This window comes from Nocardia sp. NPDC006982 (assembly GCF_042869435.1).
Lineage (GTDB): Bacteria > Actinomycetota > Actinomycetes > Mycobacteriales > Mycobacteriaceae > Nocardia.
Genome location: NZ_JBIAFV010000001.1, coordinates 452,387 through 475,676 on the forward strand (window position 1 = coordinate 452,387; position 23,290 = coordinate 475,676).

The 23,290-nt window shown below is 65.4% G+C and carries 20 protein-coding genes; 9 read left to right on the forward strand and 11 right to left on the reverse strand.

Features of this window, described 5'->3' with window-relative positions; genetic code table 11:
- Window positions 1-1,017: 1,017 nt before the first annotated feature.
- Window positions 1,018-2,154, reverse strand: a complete 1,137-nt coding sequence (locus ACFYOW_RS02135) for an esterase/lipase family protein (RefSeq protein ID WP_387285977.1) — start codon at window positions 2,152-2,154, stop codon at window positions 1,018-1,020.
- Between the two features lie 251 nt (window positions 2,155-2,405).
- Between ACFYOW_RS02135 and ACFYOW_RS02140 the strand changes: the two genes are divergently transcribed.
- Complete coding sequence (locus tag ACFYOW_RS02140) at window positions 2,406-3,641, forward strand: PucR family transcriptional regulator (protein WP_387283668.1); 1,236 nt, start codon at window positions 2,406-2,408, stop codon at window positions 3,639-3,641.
- Between the two features lie 5 nt (window positions 3,642-3,646).
- Here the strand turns inward: ACFYOW_RS02140 and ACFYOW_RS02145 are convergent, their stop codons facing one another.
- On the reverse strand, window positions 3,647-4,324 hold the full coding sequence (locus ACFYOW_RS02145; RefSeq protein ID WP_387283670.1) for a FadR/GntR family transcriptional regulator: 678 nt from the start codon (window positions 4,322-4,324) through the stop codon (window positions 3,647-3,649).
- Window positions 4,325-4,435: 111 nt separating this feature from the next.
- On the opposite strand from ACFYOW_RS02145, the gene ACFYOW_RS02150 reads away from it, so the two are divergent.
- The 5 genes from ACFYOW_RS02150 to ACFYOW_RS02170 all read left to right on the forward strand — a co-directional run bounded on the left by ACFYOW_RS02150 (window position 4,436) and on the right by ACFYOW_RS02170 (window position 10,875).
- Entirely contained in the window at window positions 4,436-5,899 is a 1,464-nt protein-coding gene (locus ACFYOW_RS02150; protein ID WP_387283672.1) for an amino acid permease, read from the forward strand.
- On the forward strand, window positions 5,896-6,948 hold the full coding sequence (locus ACFYOW_RS02155; protein ID WP_387283674.1) for an asparaginase domain-containing protein: 1,053 nt from the start codon (window positions 5,896-5,898) through the stop codon (window positions 6,946-6,948). The genes ACFYOW_RS02150 and ACFYOW_RS02155 overlap by 4 nt, the downstream gene beginning before the upstream one ends.
- 11 nt (window positions 6,949-6,959) lie before the next feature.
- Window positions 6,960-8,387: an aspartate ammonia-lyase gene (locus tag ACFYOW_RS02160; protein WP_387283676.1), complete on the forward strand. Its 1,428-nt coding sequence runs from the start codon at window positions 6,960-6,962 to the stop codon at window positions 8,385-8,387.
- A 637-nt stretch (window positions 8,388-9,024) separates the two neighbouring features.
- Entirely contained in the window at window positions 9,025-9,939 is a 915-nt protein-coding gene (locus ACFYOW_RS02165; protein WP_387283677.1) for an undecaprenyl-diphosphate phosphatase, read from the forward strand.
- A gap of 33 nt (window positions 9,940-9,972) precedes the next feature.
- Complete coding sequence (locus ACFYOW_RS02170) at window positions 9,973-10,875, forward strand: alpha/beta fold hydrolase (RefSeq protein ID WP_387283679.1); 903 nt, start codon at window positions 9,973-9,975, stop codon at window positions 10,873-10,875.
- A 3-nt stretch (window positions 10,876-10,878) separates the two neighbouring features.
- On the opposite strand, the gene ACFYOW_RS02175 is transcribed toward ACFYOW_RS02170, so the two are convergent.
- From ACFYOW_RS02175 to ACFYOW_RS02190, 4 genes are all read right to left on the reverse strand, one after another.
- Window positions 10,879-11,904 (reverse strand): ABC transporter substrate-binding protein, encoded by a 1,026-nt coding sequence (locus ACFYOW_RS02175; RefSeq protein WP_387283681.1) that lies wholly within the window; start codon window positions 11,902-11,904, stop codon window positions 10,879-10,881.
- Window positions 11,905-12,125: 221 nt separating this feature from the next.
- Window positions 12,126-13,031 carry a serine/threonine-protein kinase gene (locus ACFYOW_RS02180; protein ID WP_387283683.1) on the reverse strand — a complete coding sequence of 302 codons (906 nt, stop codon included), beginning with the start codon at window positions 13,029-13,031 and terminating at the stop codon, window positions 12,126-12,128.
- Window positions 13,032-13,101: 70 nt separating this feature from the next.
- Window positions 13,102-13,782, reverse strand: a complete 681-nt coding sequence (locus ACFYOW_RS02185) for a PAS and ANTAR domain-containing protein (protein ID WP_387283685.1) — start codon at window positions 13,780-13,782, stop codon at window positions 13,102-13,104.
- Window positions 13,783-13,854: 72 nt separating this feature from the next.
- Complete coding sequence (locus ACFYOW_RS02190) at window positions 13,855-14,895, reverse strand: PucR family transcriptional regulator (protein ID WP_387283686.1); 1,041 nt, start codon at window positions 14,893-14,895, stop codon at window positions 13,855-13,857.
- 95 nt (window positions 14,896-14,990) lie between these two features.
- Here ACFYOW_RS02190 and ACFYOW_RS02195 point away from each other — a divergent pair, with 95 nt between their 5' ends.
- Window positions 14,991-15,887 carry an alpha/beta hydrolase gene (locus ACFYOW_RS02195; RefSeq protein WP_387283688.1) on the forward strand — a complete coding sequence of 299 codons (897 nt, stop codon included), beginning with the start codon at window positions 14,991-14,993 and terminating at the stop codon, window positions 15,885-15,887.
- Between the two features lie 75 nt (window positions 15,888-15,962).
- On the opposite strand, the gene ACFYOW_RS02200 is transcribed toward ACFYOW_RS02195, so the two are convergent.
- Complete coding sequence (locus ACFYOW_RS02200) at window positions 15,963-17,318, reverse strand: NAD(P)/FAD-dependent oxidoreductase (protein ID WP_387283690.1); 1,356 nt, start codon at window positions 17,316-17,318, stop codon at window positions 15,963-15,965.
- 117 nt (window positions 17,319-17,435) lie between these two features.
- A complete protein-coding gene (locus ACFYOW_RS02205; protein WP_387283692.1) occupies window positions 17,436-18,248 on the reverse strand; it encodes a ParA family protein in 813 nt (270 codons plus the stop codon).
- Window positions 18,249-18,597: 349 nt separating this feature from the next.
- Between ACFYOW_RS02205 and ACFYOW_RS02210 the strand changes: the two genes are divergently transcribed.
- Entirely contained in the window at window positions 18,598-18,933 is a 336-nt protein-coding gene (locus ACFYOW_RS02210) for an Lsr2 family protein (protein ID WP_387283694.1), read from the forward strand.
- A 33-nt stretch (window positions 18,934-18,966) separates the two neighbouring features.
- Here ACFYOW_RS02210 and ACFYOW_RS02215 read toward each other — a convergent pair whose 3' ends face one another.
- The 3 genes from ACFYOW_RS02215 to ACFYOW_RS02225 are packed head-to-tail and all read right to left on the reverse strand — an operon-like array spanning window position 18,967 to window position 22,140.
- Entirely contained in the window at window positions 18,967-19,791 is an 825-nt protein-coding gene (locus tag ACFYOW_RS02215; protein ID WP_387283696.1) for a MaoC family dehydratase N-terminal domain-containing protein, read from the reverse strand.
- Window positions 19,788-20,951, reverse strand: a complete 1,164-nt coding sequence (locus ACFYOW_RS02220; RefSeq protein ID WP_387283698.1) for a CaiB/BaiF CoA transferase family protein — start codon at window positions 20,949-20,951, stop codon at window positions 19,788-19,790. Before ACFYOW_RS02220 ends, ACFYOW_RS02215 begins: the two co-directional genes overlap by 4 nt.
- Window positions 20,952-20,985: 34 nt before the next feature.
- Window positions 20,986-22,140, reverse strand: coding sequence for an acyl-CoA dehydrogenase family protein (locus ACFYOW_RS02225; protein ID WP_387283700.1), 1,155 nt, complete (start codon window positions 22,138-22,140; stop codon window positions 20,986-20,988).
- A gap of 94 nt (window positions 22,141-22,234) precedes the next feature.
- Here ACFYOW_RS02225 and ACFYOW_RS02230 point away from each other — a divergent pair, with 94 nt between their 5' ends.
- Entirely contained in the window at window positions 22,235-23,215 is a 981-nt protein-coding gene (locus ACFYOW_RS02230; protein ID WP_387283702.1) for a LysR family transcriptional regulator, read from the forward strand.
- Window positions 23,216-23,290 lie beyond the last annotated feature (75 nt).

The following is a 23,290-nucleotide window of genomic DNA, read 5'->3' on the forward strand; positions in this document are numbered from 1 at the left end:
TAGCGCTTCGGCCGCAGGCTCGTCAGCATTCACCATCTGCGACGTACCGTCCGGCCCGCCAACATCCACAGGCAGCGGTCGTGCCATCTCAGGTTCTCGAACCTCGATTGGCAGAGGTGGAGTTGGGCGTGCCCCGACATCCACCGACGGCGGCAGAGGATCTGGCGGCCGGATATTCACCGGTGGCGAAACCACCTTCGGCGCTTGGACATCCGTCGACGGTCGAATCGCTTCCAGGTTCGCGGTCTCCCGCAGTGAACCAGTCGGTGCCGATACGGCGGGCTCGGAGCCCGTGTGGACCGTGGTGGGTTGTCGGGGCGGGGTTCGCTGGACTATCGGTGGGGCTGGGGCTGCGAGTGGGATCGGTTCCAGTGCAGGGGATGTGGAGAGTTCGGTGGGTGCTTTCGGTCTCGCCGGGCGCGGACGGACGGTGCGTTGCGACCACGGGGTGTCCACTGTCCGACGGGACCACGGAGTTGGTGCGGGCTTGCGTTCGAGTGGGCGATGCCGACTTGCTGTGGGTTGATCTGTCGTCGGTCGACCTGATGCGGTTTCCGACCGCATTGCCGCAGTCGCGAAATCCGAGTGCACCGCAACAGGCGGAACATCCGAAAGCGCCGTAGCAGGTGCGGCGACCGCCGGCACCTCCAGGGATGCCGCATCCGAACGCACCTCGTCGGACACCGCAACCGACTCAACCTCAGCGAATTCGATCGCGGCCTTCAGCTCGACGACGGTTCGGTTGGCTTCGACGATGAGGCGTTCCAACCTCGTCACCATCGCCCGCAGTTCGCCCGGATCGAACCGCGACCGCTGCATCACCGAGGTCTCCTGTTGTGTCGTCACCGCGGTCAGGTGCAACCGGGTGTGCTGACCCGTAACCACGGTCCGATTCGCATGGACCCGAGTACGGACAGTGGCACAGTCAATTTTCACTCAGGTCGTCAAACCTCCCGAGCGTGGGAAGTCCACACCTTGCCCGACTCGGCTGGTTCGGGCAGGGTTCATCGGTCGAACTCAGAGGGCGCCGCCACCTCCGATCAACCATGGGTTGAAGCTGCAGTCCAAATTCGAATGGTGCGCGGGATCCAAGGCCTCGAGCGCGATGGAAGCCGAACGCGGTGAATACATCATGGTCAGGTGGTCGGACAGATCCTGTTCGCAGCCGTCCTGCAGCGTGATGTTGTCGACCGTGGCATCCGGCCCGGCCTGCAGGAATGTCCAGTTGTAGGGGTTTGTGACCTCGTCGTACCGCGACCCGACGACCGTGTAATCGACACCGGACACGGTATCGCCGTTCGCGTTGAGCCGCGCATAGAACGAAGACCCCACCGCCTGTTCGATATTCGACAGCCCGACGATCGGCTCGTAGAAGCCGAGGATATTCACACCGAGGTTATTGATGGCCCGCCCCAGCAACGCGATGCCCATCAACGACGTGCCGTGGTGGGTGGCACCGAAAGTGACCAGCTTGCCGACTTTATCGGCGCCCCCGTCGAATTTCAGATACTGATTCGCCACCGTCCCACCCTGTGAATGGCCGACCATGTCGACCTTCTCCGCGCCCGTGGCGGCGCGCACCCGCTCCACGAAATCCGCCAGCTGGCGCGAGGATTCGGCCATCGGCCCGACCCCGTAGCGACCGGGCAGCACCGCCCCGATCCCACCGCCCTCCATCAGCCCGGATCGCCCGAAATTGAAGGCGAACACACAGAATCCCGCCCGCGCCAACTGCGGCGAGAGATAGGCAAAAGTGTCGAACGCATTGAGCCAGGTGCCGTGCAACAGCACCACCGGGTTCGGATGTTCGGCACTCGGCTTGCAGTCCCACCGGTTCGCGCCTGCGGGCGCGGCATCCGGCTGCGCGAGACCGTACGCGAAAGCCGCGAGAGCCGTGGTCATTTCGGGCCCTTCGCCGATGGTATTGGAGGCGATGCTCTTCGCCCAGCCCGATCCACTTCCGGTATCCACGATCGCCTGTGGCTGTCGCCCGTCCGGAGCCGGGGCCAGCCCCGCGTTGATCTGTTCGACGAGGAATTGCTGATCGGATTCGGCGGGCGCCGCGCCCGCCGCACCGATTCCGAGCCCATGCGCCACGGACAGTCCAGCGATGAGGGCGGCACCCGCGAAGGCGCGACAGCCGCGTTGCTTCATTGCAAACATTTCGTACTTCCCATTCCGATCGGTTCCGCCCCACGCCGGTCGCTATGCCACAGGTCACAGATCGCACGAAATGTGATGGCCGCCATTGTGATTCCGCGGTATTCGAAATCTAGAACGGTCATCAACTGACGTCACTACACGCCATGACGAATAACTCCGCACTCGTTTGTCGTCGACGACAAAGTTCTGGTTGATAAAACCGAAACGTTGAACCGCCCACTGTCGTCGGCAACAATCGGCGCATGGCAATCGCTACGACCTCGGCTATCCGAGACGCTCCATTGGTGACCCGGCTACTGATCCGGTGGCCGCAGATCTCCGAGCGCATGCTCGCCGAGGGCCTCGGCGCGACGCCGCCCGCGACCGATCTGCCCGAGGGACATTTCACCGCGGAGGTGCTGCCCGCCATCTACGCCTGCGGCCGCGCCGTACTGCACGCCATCGGCGAAGACCGCGAATTCACCGGAGCCGAGGTCGCGACCTTCGTGGCACCGGTCGCCGAGCGGCATGCCGAAGACCGCTTTCCGCTGTCGATCCTGATCGAAGCAATCCACGGTTCGGCGCAATCGGTGCTCGCCGAGGCCGCCGCACTCGCGACGCCCGAAGAAATGGCCGATCTGGTCCAGGTCGGCTCCCGTCTGCTCGATCTGCTCAAGCACATCAATATCATCGTCGTCGAGACCTACACGGCGGTCGAACAATCCATCTACAACGCCGAGCGGGAAGCCCGCCGCGAACTGTGCTCGGCACTGCTGCGCGGCCAACCCGCCGATGAACAGGCCGCCCGCGCCGACACCCCGCTCAGCGACCGCTACACAGTGCTCGGCATCCATATCGATTCCGACGACCAGCCCACCTCCGTCGCCGATCTACTGGCCCGGCGACGGATACGGATCCTGCACCGCACCCTGGACACGATCAGCAATGGCACCGCCCTGGTGACCTTCGACGGATCCACCGGAATCGCCCTGCTCCCAAGGTATTCCGACGAACCAGAGTCGACCCGTTACGCCGGGCTGGCGGCCGAGCTGGCTGAACAATTCGGCGCGTCGGCACATCTGGCCGAATGTCCGGCGGTCCCGCGGGCCGAACTGCCCGATGCCGCGGCGGAGGTCGCCGAACTCGCGACGCTCGCACGCCTGCTCGGCCGCCCGACCGGAACCTACCGACTCGACGATCTGCTGCTCGAATACCAACTCACCCGACCGGGCCACGCCCACGACCGGCTGGCCGAGCGGATCACCCCACTGCTGAGCAACCCCCATCTTCTGGAGGCGTTGGAGGCACACCTGCGCTACGGCTCCGACCGCAAAGCCGCGGCGGCACGACTTCATGTGCACCCCAACACCTTCAGCTATCGACTGCGCCGCATCGCCGAACTCACCGGTGTCGATCCCGCCGATCCGAACAACTCACGCCTGCTCGCCGCATCACTCACGATCCAGCGCACCTACCAGCCACCCGAACCGCGACGGTAGGTCGCTCAGGCGCCGATGCGGGCGACCGTTTCGGCGACTCGCTCGAGGTGATCGGTCATCGCCGCACGCGCGGCTTCCGGCGCACCGGCCTCGATGGCCCGCACGATGGCCTCGTGCTCGCGGTCGGAATCGGTGCGGCGGTCCTGGGTCAGGTTCAAGAACTCTGATTGCAGGTCCAGCGCGCGGCGGGTGTCGGCGACCATGGAGGTCAGCATCGTATTGCCGCTCGCGGCCGCGATTGCGGTATGCAATTCGCCGTCGTAGCGCACCCATTCGTGTGCGTCCGGGGCCGACGCCAGTTTGTCCAGGATCTCGAACAGCTGCCGCACCTGTTCCGGCGTGCGGCGCTCGGCGGCGAATCCGGCGGCCGGTATTTCGACGAGCCTGCGCGCCTCGATCAGATCACCGGCACCGACACCCGCGAAGGTCGGCTGGGTATCGGCATTCTTGGAGACAATGAAAGTGCCTCGGCCGGTGTGGGTTTCGGTGAGTCCGAGGATGGCGCAGGCATGTAGCGCCTCGCGGACCACCGGCCGACTCACCCCGAACTGCTTGGCCAGTGCCAATTCCGCGGGCAGGCGATCGCCGACCGCGTAATCCTCGCTCTGGATGAGGCTCTTCAGCCGACGAAAGACCGCTTCGGTGGCGCCGATGCGCTGCACGTACCCTTCCTCCACAGTCACGCGACCCAGTATGGCATTGACAGCCGCTGTGACCCCCATTACAGTCAACCTGTCTTACAGCCTGACAGCCTTACTTCTTCAGGGCTGGATCCGGCCCATGGAAGGTTTTCGATGCAACATCACGACCAACAGTCGACCACCGCCACCACGCCCGCACCGCGGATCGATATCGGGGACCTCGGCTACCAGAAGCGGCTACGCAAGCGCCACATGCAGATGATCGCGATCGGCGGATCGATCGGCACGGGGTTGTTCCTCGGCGCCAGCGGTCGGATGTCGCTCGCCGGACCGTCCCTCGCCCTCGTCTACATCGTGTGCGGAATCTTCACGTTCATGGTCGTGCGCGCACTCGGCGAACTGGTCATGTACCGGCCTTCGTCCGGGGCGTTCGTGTCCTATGCCCGCGAATTCCTCGGTGAGCGCGGCGCGTATTCGGTGGGCTGGCTGTACTTCCTGAACTGGTCGACGACCCTCGTCGCCGACATCACGGCGGTCGCGCTCTACGCGCACTTCTGGTCGTTCTTCGTGCCCGTGCCGCAGTGGGTACTGGCGCTCATCGCGCTGACGGTCGTCGTCGCGCTCAATGTGATGTCGGTGCGACTGTTCGGCGAGCTCGAATTCTGGTTCGCGCTGGTCAAGGTCGGGACCATCGTCGTATTCATGGTGCTGGCCATCGGATTCATCGTCACCGGCACCTCGGTCGGCGGGCACGAACCCGGCATCTCGACGATCACCGATCACGGCGGACTGTTCCCCCGCGGCCTTGCGCCCATGCTCACCATCGCGCTCGGTGTGGTGTTCGCCTTCGGCGGCACCGAGATGATCGGCGTCGCCGCGGGTGAAGCCGACAATCCTCGGCTCGTGGTGCCGCGCGCGGTGAACTCCATCATGTGGCGGATCATCCTGTTCTACGCGGGCTCGGTAGTCCTGTTCACACTGCTGCTGCCGTGGACGGCCTACTCCCCCAGTGAAAGTCCGTTCGTCACGGTGATGAGTTCGATCGGCATCCCGCACGCCGCCGACGTCATGAATCTGGTGGTCCTCACCGCCGCGATGTCGAGCCTGAATGCCGGGCTATACGCGACCGGTCGCACCCTGCGCTCGATGGCGGTGGCCGGTGCGGCACCACGTTTCGCCCAGCGCATGAACCGCAACGGCGCACCGTACGGCGGCATTCTGATCACGAGTGTGGTCGGCATCGCGGGCGTGGTACTCAATCTGGTCATGCCGCAGAAGGCCTTCGAGATCGTGCTGAATCTGGCCGGGCTCGGCATTGTCGGCACCTGGGCGTCGATCATGATCTGCCACTGGATCTTCGTGCGCCGAGCCGAGCAGGGGCACTACCGCAGACCCGCCTTCCGGCTGCCCTTCGCGCCGGTGCTCAATATCCTCACCCTCGGCTTCCTACTCGCCGTCATTCTGCTGATGTTCTTCGACGACGAGATCGGGCGCATCACGCTGGCGGCATTTCTGCTGGTCGTCGTCGCGATGGTGGTGGGTTGGTTCCGAGTGCGAGGTCGACTGGATCCGGACGTGCTCGCTCCGATGCCGGAAGCCGGAGCGGAGCACTCGTGACTTCGATCGCCACGGTGTCGCACCGCCTTTCGCAGATCAGTGTCGACATCCTCTACACCGGTGGCACATTCGGGATGGCCGATCACGGTGACGGACTGCGGCCCCGCCGCGGACTCGGCAGCGAAATCGCAGACACCATTGCACGATTCGAGTGTGAGTACGGCATCGCGGTTCGGTTCGACTACACCGAACTCGAGCAGGTCATCGATAGTTCCGATGCCGGGCCCGATACCGCCTGCCGGATCGCCGCACGCGTCCGGTCCGGTATAGCGGAGCGGCAACCGGATGGGGTCGTCGTTGTGCACGGCACCGACACGATGGCTTATGTGGGCGCTCGGATGGCATTCGAGCTGCGCGGTATCGAGGTGCCCGTCGTGCTGACAGGAGCGCAGATCCCGCTGGGCCTGCCCGGTAGCGACGCGCGGAGCAACCTGACGCTTGCGCTGAACAGCATTGCCGCCCAGACAGTTCCGGGAACGTTTATCGCCTTCGGCGAGTCGCTGCATCCGGCCGTGCGGGCCAGTAAACGCGCCTGCGACGACTACGACGGATTTACCACGGTCCGGGAATGCACACCGCCGCCCGCACCACCGCGACTGCCCGAGCCGCGACCACGCAGCGACAGCCCACCCGTAGGCCTGTTCACCGTCTTTCCTGGAATGCATCCGGGCCTGCTCGATACGGCACTGCGCCACTACCAGGGCGGGCTGATACTCGAGTGCTACGGCTCAGGCACGCTGCCACTGCACGGTTCGGCAACGGTCGAGGCCATCCGCGCGGCCACCACTCGGGGCACGCCGGTAGTCGTCATCACCCACTGTGACAGCGGCACAGTCGATCTCGACCGCTACCAACCGGGCCGGGCCATGCGCGATGCCGGTGCCATCGGTGGTGGCGATATGACCAGGGAGGCCGCACTCGCGAAGCTCGGCTACCTGGTCGACCTCGGCCTGTCCGGTAGCGAACTGCGCCGGTGGATGACGACGAACCTGCTCGGCGAACTCTCGAATCACCCCGCGACACAGCCGCTCCCGCACACATCCAACTGAACAGGAATCCGATGACCGAAAGCACTCGTACCGAACGCGATTCCCTCGGCACCCGCGCGGTACCGCGCGAGGCCTACTGGGGCGTCCACACCGCCCGCGCGCTGGACAATTTCGCCATTACGGGCGACCGCCTCGGCAATTACCCGGCCCTGATCACCGCGCTCGCCGCGGTCAAACAGGCCGCCTGCCGGGCCAACCGGGACCTCGGCCTGCTCGATTCGCGCCGTGCCGACGCTATCGATGCGGCCTGCGACGAGATCCGCGGTGGCGCACTGCACGACCAGTTCCCCATCGATCCCGTCCAGGGCGGGGCCGGTACGTCGACGAATATGAATGCCAACGAGGTCATCGCCAACCGGGCGCTGGAGTTGCTCGGCCACGACCGCGGCAGCTACACCGAACTGGACCCGCTCGACCATGTGAATCTGGGCCAGTCCACCAACGACGTCTACCCGACCGCGGTGAAACTCGCCATCGTGCACCACATCCAGGATCTGGTTGCCGCACTGGGTCGGCTGGCGACCGAATTCGACAGCAAGGCAATCGAATTCGCCGACGTCATCAAGATGGGCCGCACTCAGCTCCAGGATGCCGTACCCATGACGCTCGGGCAGGAGTTCGGTACCTTCGCGATCATGGTGCGCGAGGACTGCGCCCGCCTCGACGAGGGCACCGCACTGCTGCGCGAATGCAATCTCGGTGGCACCGCGATCGGCACCGGGATCAACGGCCATCCGGCTTATCCGGCGCTGGCCTGCACCCACCTCGCCGAAATCACTCGGATCCCGGTGACCTCGGCCGCCGACCTCATCGAAGCCACCCAGGACTGCGGCGCGTTCGTACAGATCTCCGGCATCGTCAAGCGCGTCGCGGTCAAACTGTCCAAGATCTGCAACGACCTGCGGCTCATGTCCTCGGGACCGACGACCGGTCTGGGTGAAATCTCGCTTCCCCCAATGCAAGCCGGATCATCGATCATGCCCGGCAAGGTCAATCCGGTCATCCCGGAGGTCGTCAATCAGGTCGCATTCGCGGCAGTCGGCAACGATATGACCGTCACCATGGCCGCTGAGGCGGGCCAGCTACAGCTCAACGCCTTCGAGCCGATCATCGCCTACAGTCTGCTCCGCACCACCGCCCACCTCACCGCCGCAATCAATGCCCTGGCAACCAGATGTGTCGCGGGCATCACCCCACACCGCGACCATCTGGAACAGGGCGTCCGCCGTTCCATCGGCATCGTCACCGCCCTCACTCCTCACATCGGTTACGCCGCTAGCGCCCGAATCGCAAAGCAGGCCTTGCACACCGGCCGCCCCGTCGAGGAAGTCGCCATCGAGCTCGGCCTGCTGCCCGCCGAAACCGTGAAATCCCTACTGGCGCCGCACCGACTCGCCGGACTGCCTGCCCCGGCGACCGAACCCGCTGCGGCGCAGTAGTTACCGCGGTCGCGCTGCACTGCGACGCCGTGCTTCATGCCTCGGTCGGTCGGCGGCCTCGTGCGTCGAAGTGCGCACGCTTCGGCTTCGAACACGCCGACGTCGGCGTGGCGACATAGATGTGCGGGCCGGTTGGGCTAGCATGGCAGCGCTGTGCGACGTGGCGGCGTTTGCGCAGCGAACGGGGAAGGAACCCGCCCGGCGGCACACTGTGTCGCCGGGCGGGTCGAAAACTTCTCGTGTATGGATCCCGGTGCCGATCCCAGAGGCCAAGGCGCGCACTGAATCGCCGAATTCCTTGTGAGTATCGCTGCACGGTAGTCGAAACCTTCTCTCCCCGAGGGCGCCTCGCTCCACGACGTCGTCGACGAAGTTCGCTCGATGCTCGCCGACGAATTGCTGGACATCGCGGGTCTTTCCGCGCACGACGCCGCCAGCCGGGCTCGAGTATCACGACACAGCAGACTCCAGCCGCGACCACCGGCGGCGGAACAGCGCTTATCTCGGCGAACGCCGCGGGAAGTTGTCGGTCGGCAACACACTCACGAAAGATGCTGCGAGAACCGGTATTCGGACAAATCGGAGTGTGCTACTCCCAGCCGGAAGGACTGTCGCGCACGTGCAAGAATCGTCCGCGATGATCACCTATCTTGAAGCGACTGTCATCGGTGCGGTGCAGGGGGTCACCGAGCTGTTTCCGATCTCCAGCCTCGGTCACTCCGTGCTGATCGCCGCATGGGTGGGCGGTGATTGGCGAAAGTTGTTGGTCCAGAACGAGTCCGGCGCGGGTAATCCCTACCTGGCGTTCGTGGTCGCGTTACACGTGGCGACAGCGGTGGCGTTGCTCGGGTATTACTGGCGCGACTGGTGCGCGATAATCGCCGGTTTCGTCATGACGTTGCGCACCCGGCGGCTGGATACCGTTCCGCAGCGAATGGCATGGCTGATCGTGATCGCCTCCACGCCGGTCGCCATCCTCGGGCCGCTGCTCGTCCATCCACTGCACGCACTGTTCGAGGGGCCCATCGATGCGGCCATCTTCCTGACTCTCAATGGCGTGGTGTTGGTGATCGGTGAGGCGCTGCGCCGACGCAACGAGCCGACGCTGGCGGAATACGGGCGACGTTTCGCCCTCACCGCCGCATCGCATCCGGCCCGCCAATCCGACCGGCCGCTGGCCGCCCTCGGCACGCGCGACGCCGTAGGCATCGGATTCGCGCAAGCCGGCGCCCTGCTGACCGGGTTCAGCCGCGCGGGTCTGACCATGGTCGGGGGATTGTGGCGCGGTCTCGAACACACCCACGCGGCCAAATTCGCCTTCCTGCTTGCCACTCCGGCAATCCTGGGCGCCGGAATCGTGGAATTACCGGAACTGTTCGGACCGGAGACCGACGGCATCCGCGGGCCGATACTCGTCGGCGCCATCGTGTCCGGGGCATCGTCCTGGCTGGCCGTGCGCTACCTGGAGCGGCACTTCCAAACTCGCACCCTGCTACCGTTCGCAACGTACTCACTGATCGTCGGACTGCTCTCGATCGTCCACTTCAGCTGAATCCATCTTCGACAAACAGGGTTTCGTGCTCAGATGACAACACCGGACTATGACGAATTCGGACTGTTCGCCGAGAACGCGGCCGAGGCCGGGTTGCCCTGGTCCGGCCCGCCCCAGGTGCAACGGTTCTCGATCGAAATCGGCTCCGGTCGCCATATCAGTGGTCTGCGCTGGGGTGGGGGCGAGCCGGAGTTGGTGCTCCTGCACGGTGGCGCGCAGAACGCGCACACTTGGGACACCGTGGCGCTGGCGCTGAACCGCCCACTCGTCGCACTGGACCTGCCCGGCCACGGCCATTCCGACTGGTGGCCCGACCATCTGTACACACCGCACCGGCTGGCCGATGCGGTCGCCACTGCGGTCGATACCGTGGCGCCGCGAGCCGAGGCGGTCGTTGGAATGTCCCTCGGTGGACTGACCGCAGTGCGGCTGGCAGCGCGCCGCCCGGACCTGGTGCGGCACCTGATCATCGTCGACGTCACCCCAGGCACCGGCGACAACCCGAACAAGACCGCGGCGATAGTCGCATTCGTCAACGGCCCCAGCGACTTCGGATCCTTCGACGAGATCCTGGAGCGCACCGTCGCACACAATCCGAGCCGGTCGGTCCAGTCGCTGCGGCGCGGAGTTCTACACAACGCACGCCCACGCGACGACGGCCGCTGGATCTGGCGCTACGACCGCCTCCGCCCCACCGCTGACGGGTCGCTCGACTTCAGCCCGCTGTGGGACGACGTATCCGCCGTACAAGCACCCCTACTGCTCGTACGCGGCGCACGCTCACCAGTTGTCGACGACGCCGACGTCGCGGAGTTGCTCCGCCGCCGCCCCGGCGCGCAGGTCGCGGTCGTCGACGGCGCCGGACACTCGGTCCAGGGCGACCGGCCCCTCGAACTCGCGGCGCTCATCCGCGACTTCGCCTTCCCCGCCAAATGATCGCTATGACTTCGGCGCGTTCGGATTGAACTTGTTGGTGAAGAACTTCGACGGCTCGAAGGCACCGGTGATCCCCCCGGTATCCCGCAACCAACTCTCCCAGCGCAGGAAATCGGTGTCGGCGATGACCCCGCTGGGCGCGGGCACTCCGACCGACTGCCAGAACTTCACCGACGAAGCATCCTCGCCCGGACGTTGCCGCTTCTCGATGATCCGAGTGAACCTGGCGATGACTTCATTACGCGGTGTGGTCTTCTGCCATTCGATCGCCTTGGCGACTCCGCTCACGAACGCCTCGACGCTGGCCGGGTTCTTGGCGAGGAAGTCATTGCGAAAGACGTACTGACCGCCGTTGAACGGGCCGAATTCCTCGTAGTCGGTGAATACCGCACGAAGTCCGCCGTTCGCGATTGCCCGCTGCTGGAACTGTCCACTCAACGCGGCGACGTCGACCTGTCCGCGCCGGAGGGCATCCTCGGTGTTGGGCGGCGGTAAGACCACCAATTGAACCGATCTGATCTGTTCCTCGTCGAAACCGCTCTTCTTCAGCGCATCGTGGATATCCGCCTCGGATTGGCCACCAAGCGTGTTCACGCCGATCTTCTTGTTCAGCAGGTCTTTCGGAGTCGTGATCGGACTGCTATCGGGAACGTAGAACCCGGTGAACGTCTTGTCGTCGGAGCCGTAGTAGTTCAGCACCGCGGTAATCGGCGCACCGGCGTGGGCCAGCTTCGCCACGGCACCGCCGAAAGCGCCACCGAAGTCGACCTGACCAGTTGCCGCCGACTGGATATCCTGCGGACCGCTGATGGTGTTTCCCTGCCAGTCCAGCTTCACCTTGCCTTCGAAAAAGCCGAGATCCTCGGCGAGTTCGGGAATCGTGACCTGCGACGCCCAGCCCTGATAGCGAAACAGCGGGACCCCACCGGATTTACGAACATCACCACCACCACAGGCGCTCAACACCATTGCGACGGTTACGGCAACTACCGCACCTATGAAGAGCCTGCTACGCACTCTGGGACTCATTGTGCGGCCACCTTTCGGTCGATCTGGTTGGGCCAGGGGATGTAGACGGGGATGTATCGACCCATGTGAACGACTCGCCGGAATACCACTACGCCGGGCGAATATTTCGACTCACTTTGCGGACGCATGCGGAAATAGGCAATACCTTTTCCACATCGTGAAAATCACGGTGATTCGAATTCGGCCCGGCCGTGTCGGGCCTTTCGCTGCCGCCGATATCGCTACCGGCGTAGCGCCGATCGGGTGAACGCCGCGTTCAATCGCTTCAGTAAGGGGCTGCCCGGCCGGGTCTCGTGCAGGGCTTCGGTGAGTAGGGCGATGGGTTCGGTGCAGGTGGTGTATCGAGCGCTCGGATCCTTTGCGAGCGAACGGTGCACGATCGAGTCGACCTCGGGTGGGATCCAGTGTCGGCGTGCGGAGATATCGGGGGGCGGATCGTGCAGGTGGGCCTGCGCGGTGGCCATGAGATTTCCGCGGGGGAACGGCGGGCGGCCGGTGAGCAGTTCGATGGCGGTGGAGATCAGTGCGTACTGGTCCGTCGCCGGGCATACAGCGCCCGCCTGCAGCAGCTCGGGTGCGGCGTACGGCACCGAGACGACGACGAAACCATTTGTGGCCAGGGGCGGTTCGGGCCGGTGCAGCCATCGGGCCTGGTCGAAATCCGAAAGTTTCACCGTCGCAGGGTCGTCCGTGCCCACCAACAGATTCGCCGGTTTGACGTCGAGATGCACGATGTCGTTGGCGTGCACGAAATCCAAACCCGCCGCGACCCGAGTGAGCACGTGCAGCACCCGCCGCAGGTCCGGCTGCCGGTGCGGCATCGGCACCAATATCGCACCTGTTGTACCTGCCACGTACTCGTGCGCCGACCACAGCCTGCCGTCGGTTTCACCGTGGGTGTACATCCGCACGATATTGGGATGCCGCAGCACGGACAGGATGTCGAATTCGTGCACGAATCGCGCACGCGCCTCGGATGACCGGCTGTCCTCGGGACCCAGAATCTTCAGCGACACCGGCCGCGCCCGTTCCGGATCCTCGGCCAGATACACATCACTGCTACCGCCATGACCAAGCCGAGCCTGCACAACGAATCCAGCAAACCGGTCATTCGGTTCCAGTACCACCGCCACACCGTAGTTCGCCGATGCCCGGCATCGGCGGCGCAACCTCTCGCTGCTGGGAAATCGGGTTCGGTCAGTCCTTGGGTATGCGTTCGTGCAGGGTCAGCAGAACGTGATCGAAGGTGGCGACGGTCGCGGGTTCGGGCGCTGGGACCGAGGCCAGCTCGGCGATCAGTTGTTCGGCCAGCACGCGCAGCTTGACATTGGTTTCCTGCGAGCGCCAGATCAGCACCTTGAACGCCTGCTCGGCATTGATCCCGTACAGCCGCATCAGCACACCCTTGGCTTGTTCGATCACCGCACGCGCCTCGATCAGTTCCGGCAAACGCACCTCGAGCGCTTCGCGTTCGGCTTCGGCGAGGGTGGGGCTGAGGTCGATATAGAAACCGGTCGTGCCCACCGGTTGGCCGTCGTCGTCCAGGATTCGGTCGGCGACCACCATGACATTGTGTTCGACCCCGGAGGTGTCGATGAACCGGTGGCGGCTCGAGAACGGTTCGCCGCGGTCGACGGAACGGGCGATGCGTTCGGCGACGTGTTCGCGGTCGTCGGGATGTTTGTGGGCCAGCAGCAGTTCGGTGGTTGGCTCGATTTCCCCGGGCCGGTAACCGTGCATCCGGTAGACCTCCGGCGACCACTCCCACCGGCGGCTGGCGAACCAGAAGCGGAAACTACCGACCGGGGACCGCGCACCCGACTGGCCGGGCGGCGCATCCGCGGCATCGACGATCGGTGATCCGGACGAAGACGTCACCAACCAATTATGGCCCTTGCGCCGCCGCCTGCCCGTCTGGGACGGCGGATTTCTTTTCCGGAAAGCTGCTGGTCAAGTCCGCTCATCGAGCAGCCGCCATGCCGTGAGCGCGAGCCTGGCCCGCAACAGTCCGGTGGGCTCCGCGAGTTCGATGCCCGTCATCTTTTCGATCTGCTCGAGACGGCGGGCGACGCTGCTGTGGTGCAGGTGCAGCAGTTCGGCCGCCCGACGCAGCGAGCCGGTCGCACAGTAGGCGTCGAGTGTCTCCAAATCCTCCGAAGTACTTGCCATTCCGGCGATCGCGGCCACATCGGCGTTATCGCGCGCAGCCTCCTGGGGTACCAGCGCGAGCAAGGCCAGCGCCCCGAGGTCGTCGTAGCGGACGATCGGGCTGCGCGCGGTGGCGAAACGCAGGGCGGTCCGGGCCTCCCGCCAGGACCGGTCGGGGCGATCGGCGGCGCCGATGCCCGCACATACGCCTGCCGGAAACCTGGCCGGGTCCACAGTCGTGGCCAGGATGGCACCCACGTCCGCCAGCGGTGCCGCCTTCACCGGGCGGGCTGGGCAGATCAGGCCGCCGACCTGGTCGAGCGGTAACTGAGATCGAACGGCCACGACGCGCACCGGCAGGTCGGCGGAAAAACCCAGGAGCCGCAATGCGCGAGCCCTGGCCGCCTCATCGGTGTCGGCGCTGATCACCAGTTCGACCAGGGCCGGGTCGGCCATGGTGGTGCGTGCTGGGCCGTATCGCTCGACGATCGCCGCCGCGGCGATGGCGAGCCGCTCCAACAGCAGCTCGTCGAGCGAGCGGGAGATGTCGGTGCGTTCCAGCCAGACCGTGCCGATCTCCTCCTCGTCGAGGATGATCGTCCCAATGCTGGACGTGCACGGCGGCGGACCCGACACTTCCCGCCCGTCGGGTGCGAATCGGATCACTCGTCCCGTGCCGTGCAGTCGAATACCGGTCACGCACTCGGCCAGGACCGCCGAGGCCCGAGCAAGCGCCGGAAGATCCACCCGCCGGCGCATCAGGGTGTCGTAGAACATCACGACACGCAGCGCGCCTTCCGCTTCCACATCCAATTGCGACAATCGGATCACCAAGGCATCCATCTCAGGAGGATATGCGGCGCTCGTCGCGGAGCGGGGCCCGAATGCCCGACGGTTGGCGGATGAACTCCCAGCGGCCGATCGCGAGGATAACTGTCATGGATCCCGAACTCGAACCATTCCTCTCGCTGTTCCCGCCGTCCGACCTGTCCGACCCCTCCACCGCGCGCAAACAGCTCGCCGAGCTGGCCGCCGCGATACCGGTTACCGACACCGCGAACTTGGACATCGAAAACCGCACGGTCCCAGCCGATCCCGATGTGCCGGTGCGGATCTATCGTCCGAACCAGTCCCAGGGCGCCATCGTGTGGCTGCACGGCGGCGGATTCGTGATGGGTGATCTCGATACAGAACATCCGTGGGCAACCATGCTCGCCAACGGCTCCGGCGCGACCGTGATCTCCGTGGCCTACCGACTGGCCCCCGAAAACCCGTTCCCCGCCGCACACGATGACATCTACGCGGTGCTGAATTGGACTGCCGAGCACGCAACCGAACTCGGCATCGACCCCACGCGCATAGCGATCGGCGGCCACAGCGCGGGCGCGGGTCTCGCGGCCGCGGTGGCATTGCGGGCGCGCGACGAGCAGGGGCCGCCGATCCGTTTCCAACTGCTCCACCAGGCCGGGCTCGATGACCGGCAGGAGACGTGGTCGCAGCGGAATTTCACCGATACGCCGTTCGTGACTCGCGACAAGGTCGCGCAAATGTGGGGGCACTACCTGGGCTCCACGCCCGCCACGCGGTACGCGGCTCCGGCGCGGGCCACCGATCTGTCGGGCCTACCGCCCGCTTACATCGCGGCCGCGGAGTTCTGCCCGAATCGCGACGAAGACATCGACTACGCATTGCGCCTGATGGCGGCCGGAGTGTCGGTCGAGTTGCACCAATGGCGCGGCACGTTCCATGGCTCCCAAGCGATCCTGTCCGCGGAGGTGTCACAGCGGCAGAACGCCGAACTGGCCGGAGCTCTGCGGCGCGCCTTGGCCGAGTGACCGAAATCCTGGGCGAGGTCCGGGTAGCGCTGGTCCCGAGGTAGGGACCAGCGTTGCCGGGCCGGCACGGTCGGCCTACGCGGTACGGCGTCCTCGAAGACGATGCAATCCCATCGTCGCGGCGGCGACACGTGGATCGAACATGTGCAGTGGGGATTTCGTCATATTCAGCACATCGAGGAATTTCGCCGCAGTCGCCGGATCGTCCGCCGCTGCCCGGAACATCCTGTTCAAGCCTGAATGCGCAAGTGATTTCACCCCTGGTGAGCCGAGCTCGACGGGGGGCATCGTCATATCGCTGACCTTTGTCAGCCACCATGGGGTGCGCAGCATGCGGCCGACGCGGCGATAATAGCGGCGTGGCAGATCGTGGGTCCCCTGCTGGAGTACCTCATCGAGTAGATCCGCCGCAATGGCCGCGACAGTCATTCCGCTGCCGTAGATCGGATTGAAACTGCATACCGCATCGCCGATCGAAAGTATTCCGCCCGGAACACGATTCAACAGTTCGTATCGGCGCCATATCGCCGTGCGGAACCGATAGGTCGCTACGTCGTCGACAGGTATCGCGCGGCGGATTACGGTAGCGACATCGTCGGGTGCGCACGCTGCGGCGTAATCCAGCAATGCGTCCGGACTTGCCGGTGGGTGATTTTCCTTCCCGACGCCGAACGCGGAGAGCACCCACAAATCCCCCTCCTGTGCCGCGAAACCGAACCCGCGCGGTCGACTCGGCATCGGTCCCACCAGGACGATCCGATCGCCGCCGACTGCGTCCAGCGGCAGGCGGAAATGGCAAGTGGCATAGCCGATATCGACGGGCACCTGGTCTTCGCGTGGCCGCCGGTACCCCAGCGACTCGAGCCAGGCACCGGCTCGTGAACCCCGGCCCATCGCGTCGACCACCAGATCGGCATGGACATGCTCCGGTTCGCCGCCGGTCTCCCGGCGCAGCACCCGAACTCCGCCGACGCCGGTATCGGAGGCGACCAACTCCGCTACGACAGCGTCGTCCCATATCGTCACATTCGGCAGCGCCGATACCCGGGAACGCACATGCGATTCCAGAAATGGCCGGCTGGCGGCAACGGACGTTCTGCCCAATTCAGCGCGATACAGGACGTTTCCGAAGAAGATCGCCCGAAAATCGTCGAATGCGCTGACGGCCTTCGCACCATCGGTGATCAGCTCGTCGATCAGGCCGGGAAACCGGGACTCGGCGATATCGGCGGCGCGCATCAGCAGGCCGTGGGAATGTTGCGATTGCGGAGTGCCGCGGCGTTTGGTTTCCGCGGTCGACAACCGATCTCGCTCGACGACGGTCACCACCGCATAGTGGTCAGCCAGAATACGGGCCGCGAACAGACCCGCGATCCCGCCACCGAGTACGACCGCATGGTCCCCGGCGCGGCGGCTACCCCTTCGACTCACCGGGTCCTCCTCGTCGGTGTGACGGCGCCGACGACGTCCGAAAGATCGGTCGATCGCGGGCAGAGCACGGCGACCCTACCCCGATGCGGCGTGGTCGCGCATGTCGTAGACGTGGGGTCAGCGGCCGGATCGGTGGATGACCTCGCGGGCCAAGGCCCGGTATTGCTCGGCGCCGGCGGATCGAGGCGCCCAGGTGGTGATGGGTTCACCGGCAACGCTGGCGTCGGGAAAGCGGACCGTCCGCGAAATCACCGTGTCGTAGACCTGGTCGCCGAAGACCTCGGCAACCCGGGCCAGTACTTGACGCGAATGCAGCAGGCGTTGGTCGAACATCGTGACCACGATGCCGAACAGGCTCAGGCCCGGATTGAGCCGGTCCCGCACCTTGTCCATGGTGTCGGTGAGCAGCGCGACCCCGCGCAGCGAGAAGAACTCGCACTCCATCGGGACGATCACACCGTCCGCACAGGCCAGCGCGTTCACGGTGAGCAGGCTCAACGACGGCTGACAGTCGATGAGTATGTAGTCGTAGCGGTCCCGAATCGGGTCGAGTACCCGCCGCAGCGAATGTTCCCGGCCGACCTCGTTGACCAACCGAATCTCGGCCGCAGACAGATCGATATTGCTCGGCAGGAGATCGACATTGTCGACGTGAGTCCTGATCAGCACCTCGTCGATCAGCTTTCCCGATCCCCCGAGCAGGTCGTATACCGTGCACGGCAGGTCATTCAGTACGGCACCCAACCCGGCGGACAACGCGCCCTGCGGATCGAGGTCGACCAGCAGCACCCGCCGCCCGCATTCGGCCAGCGCGGCGCCCAGATTGATGGTCGAGGTGGTCTTGCCGACACCGCCTTTCTGATTGCACAGGGCAATGACCTGTGCTTCAGCGCGGGGCACCGACTGCTCGGATGCATTGACCGCACTCACGATTCGCAAACGCTTCGGCTCGTCCGCACCCCTGAGCCACTCCGTTTGCCGGGCAGATCAACTCGCCGCAGGTAGTTTGCCAACATGTCGCCAGGGTAGCCGTTCAGCTCCGAGAACGAACCACAAACCCCACACGAGTCCTTGCTCATCAACAATCATGGCGTAGATCGCTGACAATTCACTGAACCGACCGCTTGGTCGAAACCATCTCGCCGGGAATGAATCCCAGGAACTGCGCACGTCCGGGTTCGATTCGGGGCAGCTTCGATCGTCGTGCGGCCGCTCGTTATGATCACGACCCTCTGCTTACGATCTCTGCCCCGCTGTCCACCCACGAAAAGGAATGCCCATGGCACGCAAGGTCGTTGTGACGCTCGTCGATGACTTCGACGGCAAATCCGCTGCCGAGGAAACAGTGGCCTTCGCCCTCGACGGCGTCGAATACGAGATCGACCTATCCACGGTCAACGCCGGCCAACTGCGCGGCATCTTCGAGCCCTGGGCCTCGAGCGCTCGCAGAATCGGCCGCGCGGCCCGGGGCAAGAGCCAGACCTCGCGCACGGCCAACGATCGCGCCCGCACCGTCGCCATCCGCGACTGGGCCCGCGCCAAAGGCATCGCGGTGTCAGCCCGCGGACGGATTTCAGCAGAAGTAGCCCAGGCGTACGAGAAGGCCAACGCCTGATCGCTGCGCAGCCTGGCGCTGACCACCACGTCGTCAGTCGGCGGGATGCAATGTCCCGGTAGCGGTTCGCCGTCCGAAATCGTCCCGCGCGACGGTCACCAACGCACCGTCGCGCGGGGTCGCCGAGACGACCAGCCCTTGATGGTCGAACAGCGGCGACCGCAGCCGATAGTCGAAGACCTGGTCACCGGTGTAGCCGCGGGCCCGGGCGGCCTCTGCCATGGCCAGCGCCTGCAACGGTCCGTGTACGAGCAGACCGGGATAGCCCTCGACATCGCGGTCGTAGTCGCGGTCGTAGTGGATGCGGTGGCCGTTGTAGGTGAGCGCGGAGTACCGGAACAGCAGGGTCGGCGAGGTGTCGATGGCCCATTCGCCTTCGGCAGCAGGGACTTTCGCGTCCTGGCCCGGTTCCGGTTCGCCGGTTCCCCCGCTCGCCTCGACGGCGTCGCGGTAGACGATGTCCTGCCGTTCGTCCACGATGATCCGATCGCCCTGCAGTATCTGGTGGCCGACAACCACGAAGGTCAACGCGCCGCTGCGCCCTTGCTTCTCTTGTGTGGACAGCACTGTCGTTCGTTTCGTCGCCGGTTCGCCGCACACCAGCGCACCGCGGGTGCGCACCTGCCCTCCGGCCCACATCCGGCGTCGCCCAGGCCCCGGCGGCGCCGGAACGGTATTGCGAATCGGATGACCATCGGGTCCCAGGTCCGCCTGTGCGGGTCGTTCGAGCAAGTAGATCCAGTGCCACAGCAGCGGAAGTCCCTTGTCGAGGTCGGGCAATGGCACACCGAGCAGCCCGCTCAGCGCCTCCCCCGGACCGGGCACCAGCAATTCGGTGCGTTCGACCACCTCGGTCATGCCAGCGACTCCTTCGAAACATGTTCTGCCGACGCGAATTCCGCGCGCAGGGCTGCGGTGTGCTCCCCCATCCGAGGTACCGCACCCATCGCCGGTTCCCAGCCGCCCACCACCGGCGGCAGCATCGCCTGCATTACCCCACCGGGTGTATCCACCGGCCGCCAACGATCGCGGGCCGCGAGCTGCGGGTGCTCGGTGAACTCGGCCGGTGTGCGCAACCGCGCATTCGCGATTCCGGCCCGTTCCAGCAGCTCGATCACCTCATCGGTCCCGAATGCGGCAAATGCCTGCTCCAGCAGCACAGTCAACTCGCCGTCGTGTGCCACCCGATCGGTATTGGTCGCGAACCGCGGATCCTTGATCAGGTCGGTACGTCCCAGCACCGCGTCGCACAGCGCAGTCCACTCGCGCTCGTTCTGGATACCGAGGAATACGGTGCCGTCGGCGGTGCGGAACGGACCGTACGGAGAGATCGACGGATGTTTCGCCGCGGTGCGGCGCGGTGGTTCGTCGCCGTAGCGGGAGAAATAGGCAGGCTGGCTCATCCATTCCCCGAGCGCATCGATCATCGCGACATGCAGACTCGCGCCGATACCGGTGCGCGCCCGGTCGTAGAGCGCGGTGAGGATGCCGCTGTAGGCATACATACCGGTGGCGATATCGGCGATCGAGAAGCCCGCTTTCGCAGGCACTTCCGGTGTGCCCGTTGACATCACGAGCCCGGTCTCGCATTGCAGCAACAGGTCGTAGGCCTTCTTCGACCGATACGGACCCTCGGGGCCGTAGCCGGAGATCGAACAGTGGATCAGCTCCGGCCGGGCCGCGCGCAGCGTTTCGGCATCGAGTCCGAGCCGTTCGGCGGCACCGGGGACGAGATTCTGCACGAATACATCGGCCCTGGCGATCATCGCATCGAGCAGTCGGCGGTCGGCGCGATCCTTGACGTCGAGTTCGACGCTCTCCTTGCCCCGATTGAGCCACACGAAATAGCTCGACTCCCCGTGGACGGTTCGGTCGTAGCGTCGGGCGAAATCGCCGCCACCAGGGCGTTCGATCTTGATCACGCGGGCACCGAGATCGGCGAGCTGACGGGTCGCGAACGGGGCGGCAACCGCCTGTTCGACCGCGACCACGGTGATGTCTTCGAGAGGGCGGCGCATGCTGTGCCTTCCGGGAAAGTCGGTGCCGGACAACTCAGTTGATCCGATTACGGCTGATCAGCTGGCGGGCGATCACACCGCGCTGAATCTCGTTGGTGCCCTCACCGACGATCATCAGCGGCGCGTCGCGGAAGTAGCGTTCCACATCGAATTCGGTGGAATACCCGTAGCCACCGTGCACGCGCACGGCATTGAGCGCAATCTCCATGGCGGTCTCGGAGGCGAACAGTTTCGCCATACCGGCCTCCATATCGGCGCGCTCGCCCGAGTCGTAGCGCCGCGCCGCGTACTGCACCAACTGGCGCGCGGCGGTCAGTTTCGTCGCCATATCGGCGAGATAGTTGCCGACGGACTGGTGCTGCCAGATGGGTTTGCCGAAGCTTTCCCTTTGCTGGGCGTAGCGAATCGAATCCTCCAGCGCGGCCCGACCGACGCCGAGCGCACGCGATGCCACCTGGATCCGCCCGACCTCGAGACCGCGCATCATCTGCGCGAAGCCCGCGCCCTCGACCCCGCCGAGCAGCGCCGATGCGGGCACCCGCATATCGTCGAAGGTCAGCTCACAGCTCTCGACACCCTTGTAGCCGAGTTTGGGCAGATCCCGCGACACCGTGAATCCGGGCCCCTTCTCCACCAGCAGAATGCTGATCCCCCGATGCGCGGGGTCCGCGGCCGGATCGGTCTTGCACAGCAGGGCGACCAGATCCGACCGGCGGGCATTGCTGATCCAGGTCTTGGACCCGTTGACGATGTATTCCCCGCCGATCCGGCGTGCCGTCGTGCGCATCGCCTGCAGATCCGATCCGCCGCCCGGTTCGGTCAGCGCCATGGTCGCGCGCAGCTCGCCGGTCGCCATCCGAGGCAGGTAGCGGTCCTTCTGCTCATGAGTACCGTAGTCCAGCAACAGTTTTGCGACCACCGTGTGACCGCCCATCGCCCCCGCCAGGCTCATCCAGCCGCGCGAGAGCTCCTCGGTGACGGCGGCGTAGCACGGCGTGGACACCTTGGCCTCGCCCCACGGTTCCGGGATGGCCAGCCCGTAGATCCCGAGCTGTTTCATCTGATCGATCAGCTTCTCCGGGTAGGTGTTCGTATGGTCGAGCTCCTGCGCGACCGGTTTGACCTCCCGGTCCACGAAGTCACGCACCACCGCGACGATCGCGGTTTCTTCCTCATTGAGCTCGTGCACGACGACTTCCTCTCGCCCCTCGGCAATACACACCCGCACTATCATCATGAGAGCTAATAAAGGCCTGGGTAAAATGCCGAGTTCTGATACCACTATGCCGGTTCGCGATGCGCAGGAGGAGCGGATGGACTTCAAGCAGTTGAAGGCCATGGTCACGGTGGCCGAGGTCGGCAGCGTCACCAAGGCCGCGGAGTTGCTGCACCTGGTCCAACCGGCCGTCACCCGGCAGATACGGATGCTGGAACAGGAACTCGGTGTCGCACTGTTCGAGCGCACCCGGCAGGGTATGCGCCCGACCGCGGCCGGGACGGTCATGGTCGAGCGGGCGCGGCGGGCCCTGCACGAACTCGATCGCGCCCGCGCCGAACTCCGCCCGGCGCCCGGAGTCGTCACCGGGGTGGTCACCGTCGGCCTGCTGGAGAGCGCCGCCGACCTCTTGGCCGAACCACTGGTATCTGCGCTCGCCCACGATCATCCCGGCATCGAATTGCGCGTACTCACTGGTTATTCCGGACATCTGCAGCGCTGGCTCGATGACGGCGACCTGGATCTGAGCCTGCTGTACAACCTGACCAGCACACCATCGCTCAATGTCGAACCGCTTGCGCGGGAACGGCTCTGGGCGGTCGCGCCACCGAGCGACAACTTGCATGCCGACCGTCCTGTCACCTTGGCCGAGGTCGCGACCCATCCGATGGTGATGCCCGCGCCGGGGCATGCGCTGCGTGCCCTCATCGACGGCGCCTCCGCGCGGACGCAGGTGAATTTCGACGTGACCGTCCAGACCAATTCACTGCGTCTACAGAAACTGCTGGTGCTCGGCGGACACGGCTGGACGATCCTGCCCGGCGTCGGCATTGCCGACGATGTCGCCAGCGGAACACTCAGCGCCGCACCGGTATGCGAGCCGGAGGTCTGGCGCCTGATCGTCCTCGGCATACCGCGCACCGGCCGCGTACCCGCTGCGGCCGAAGTCGTTGCGGCCGAACTCATCCGGCAGGTGCGCACCGCGGTAGCGGAGGGGCGCTGGCCCTCGGCCCGACTCGTCGACCGCAGCGAAACCACGGCGGATTGACCAGATCGATTGCCGTCGAACGGTTCAGGCGAACAGACGCCCATCGCGTCACGCACCAGCGTCATATGCCGTCCG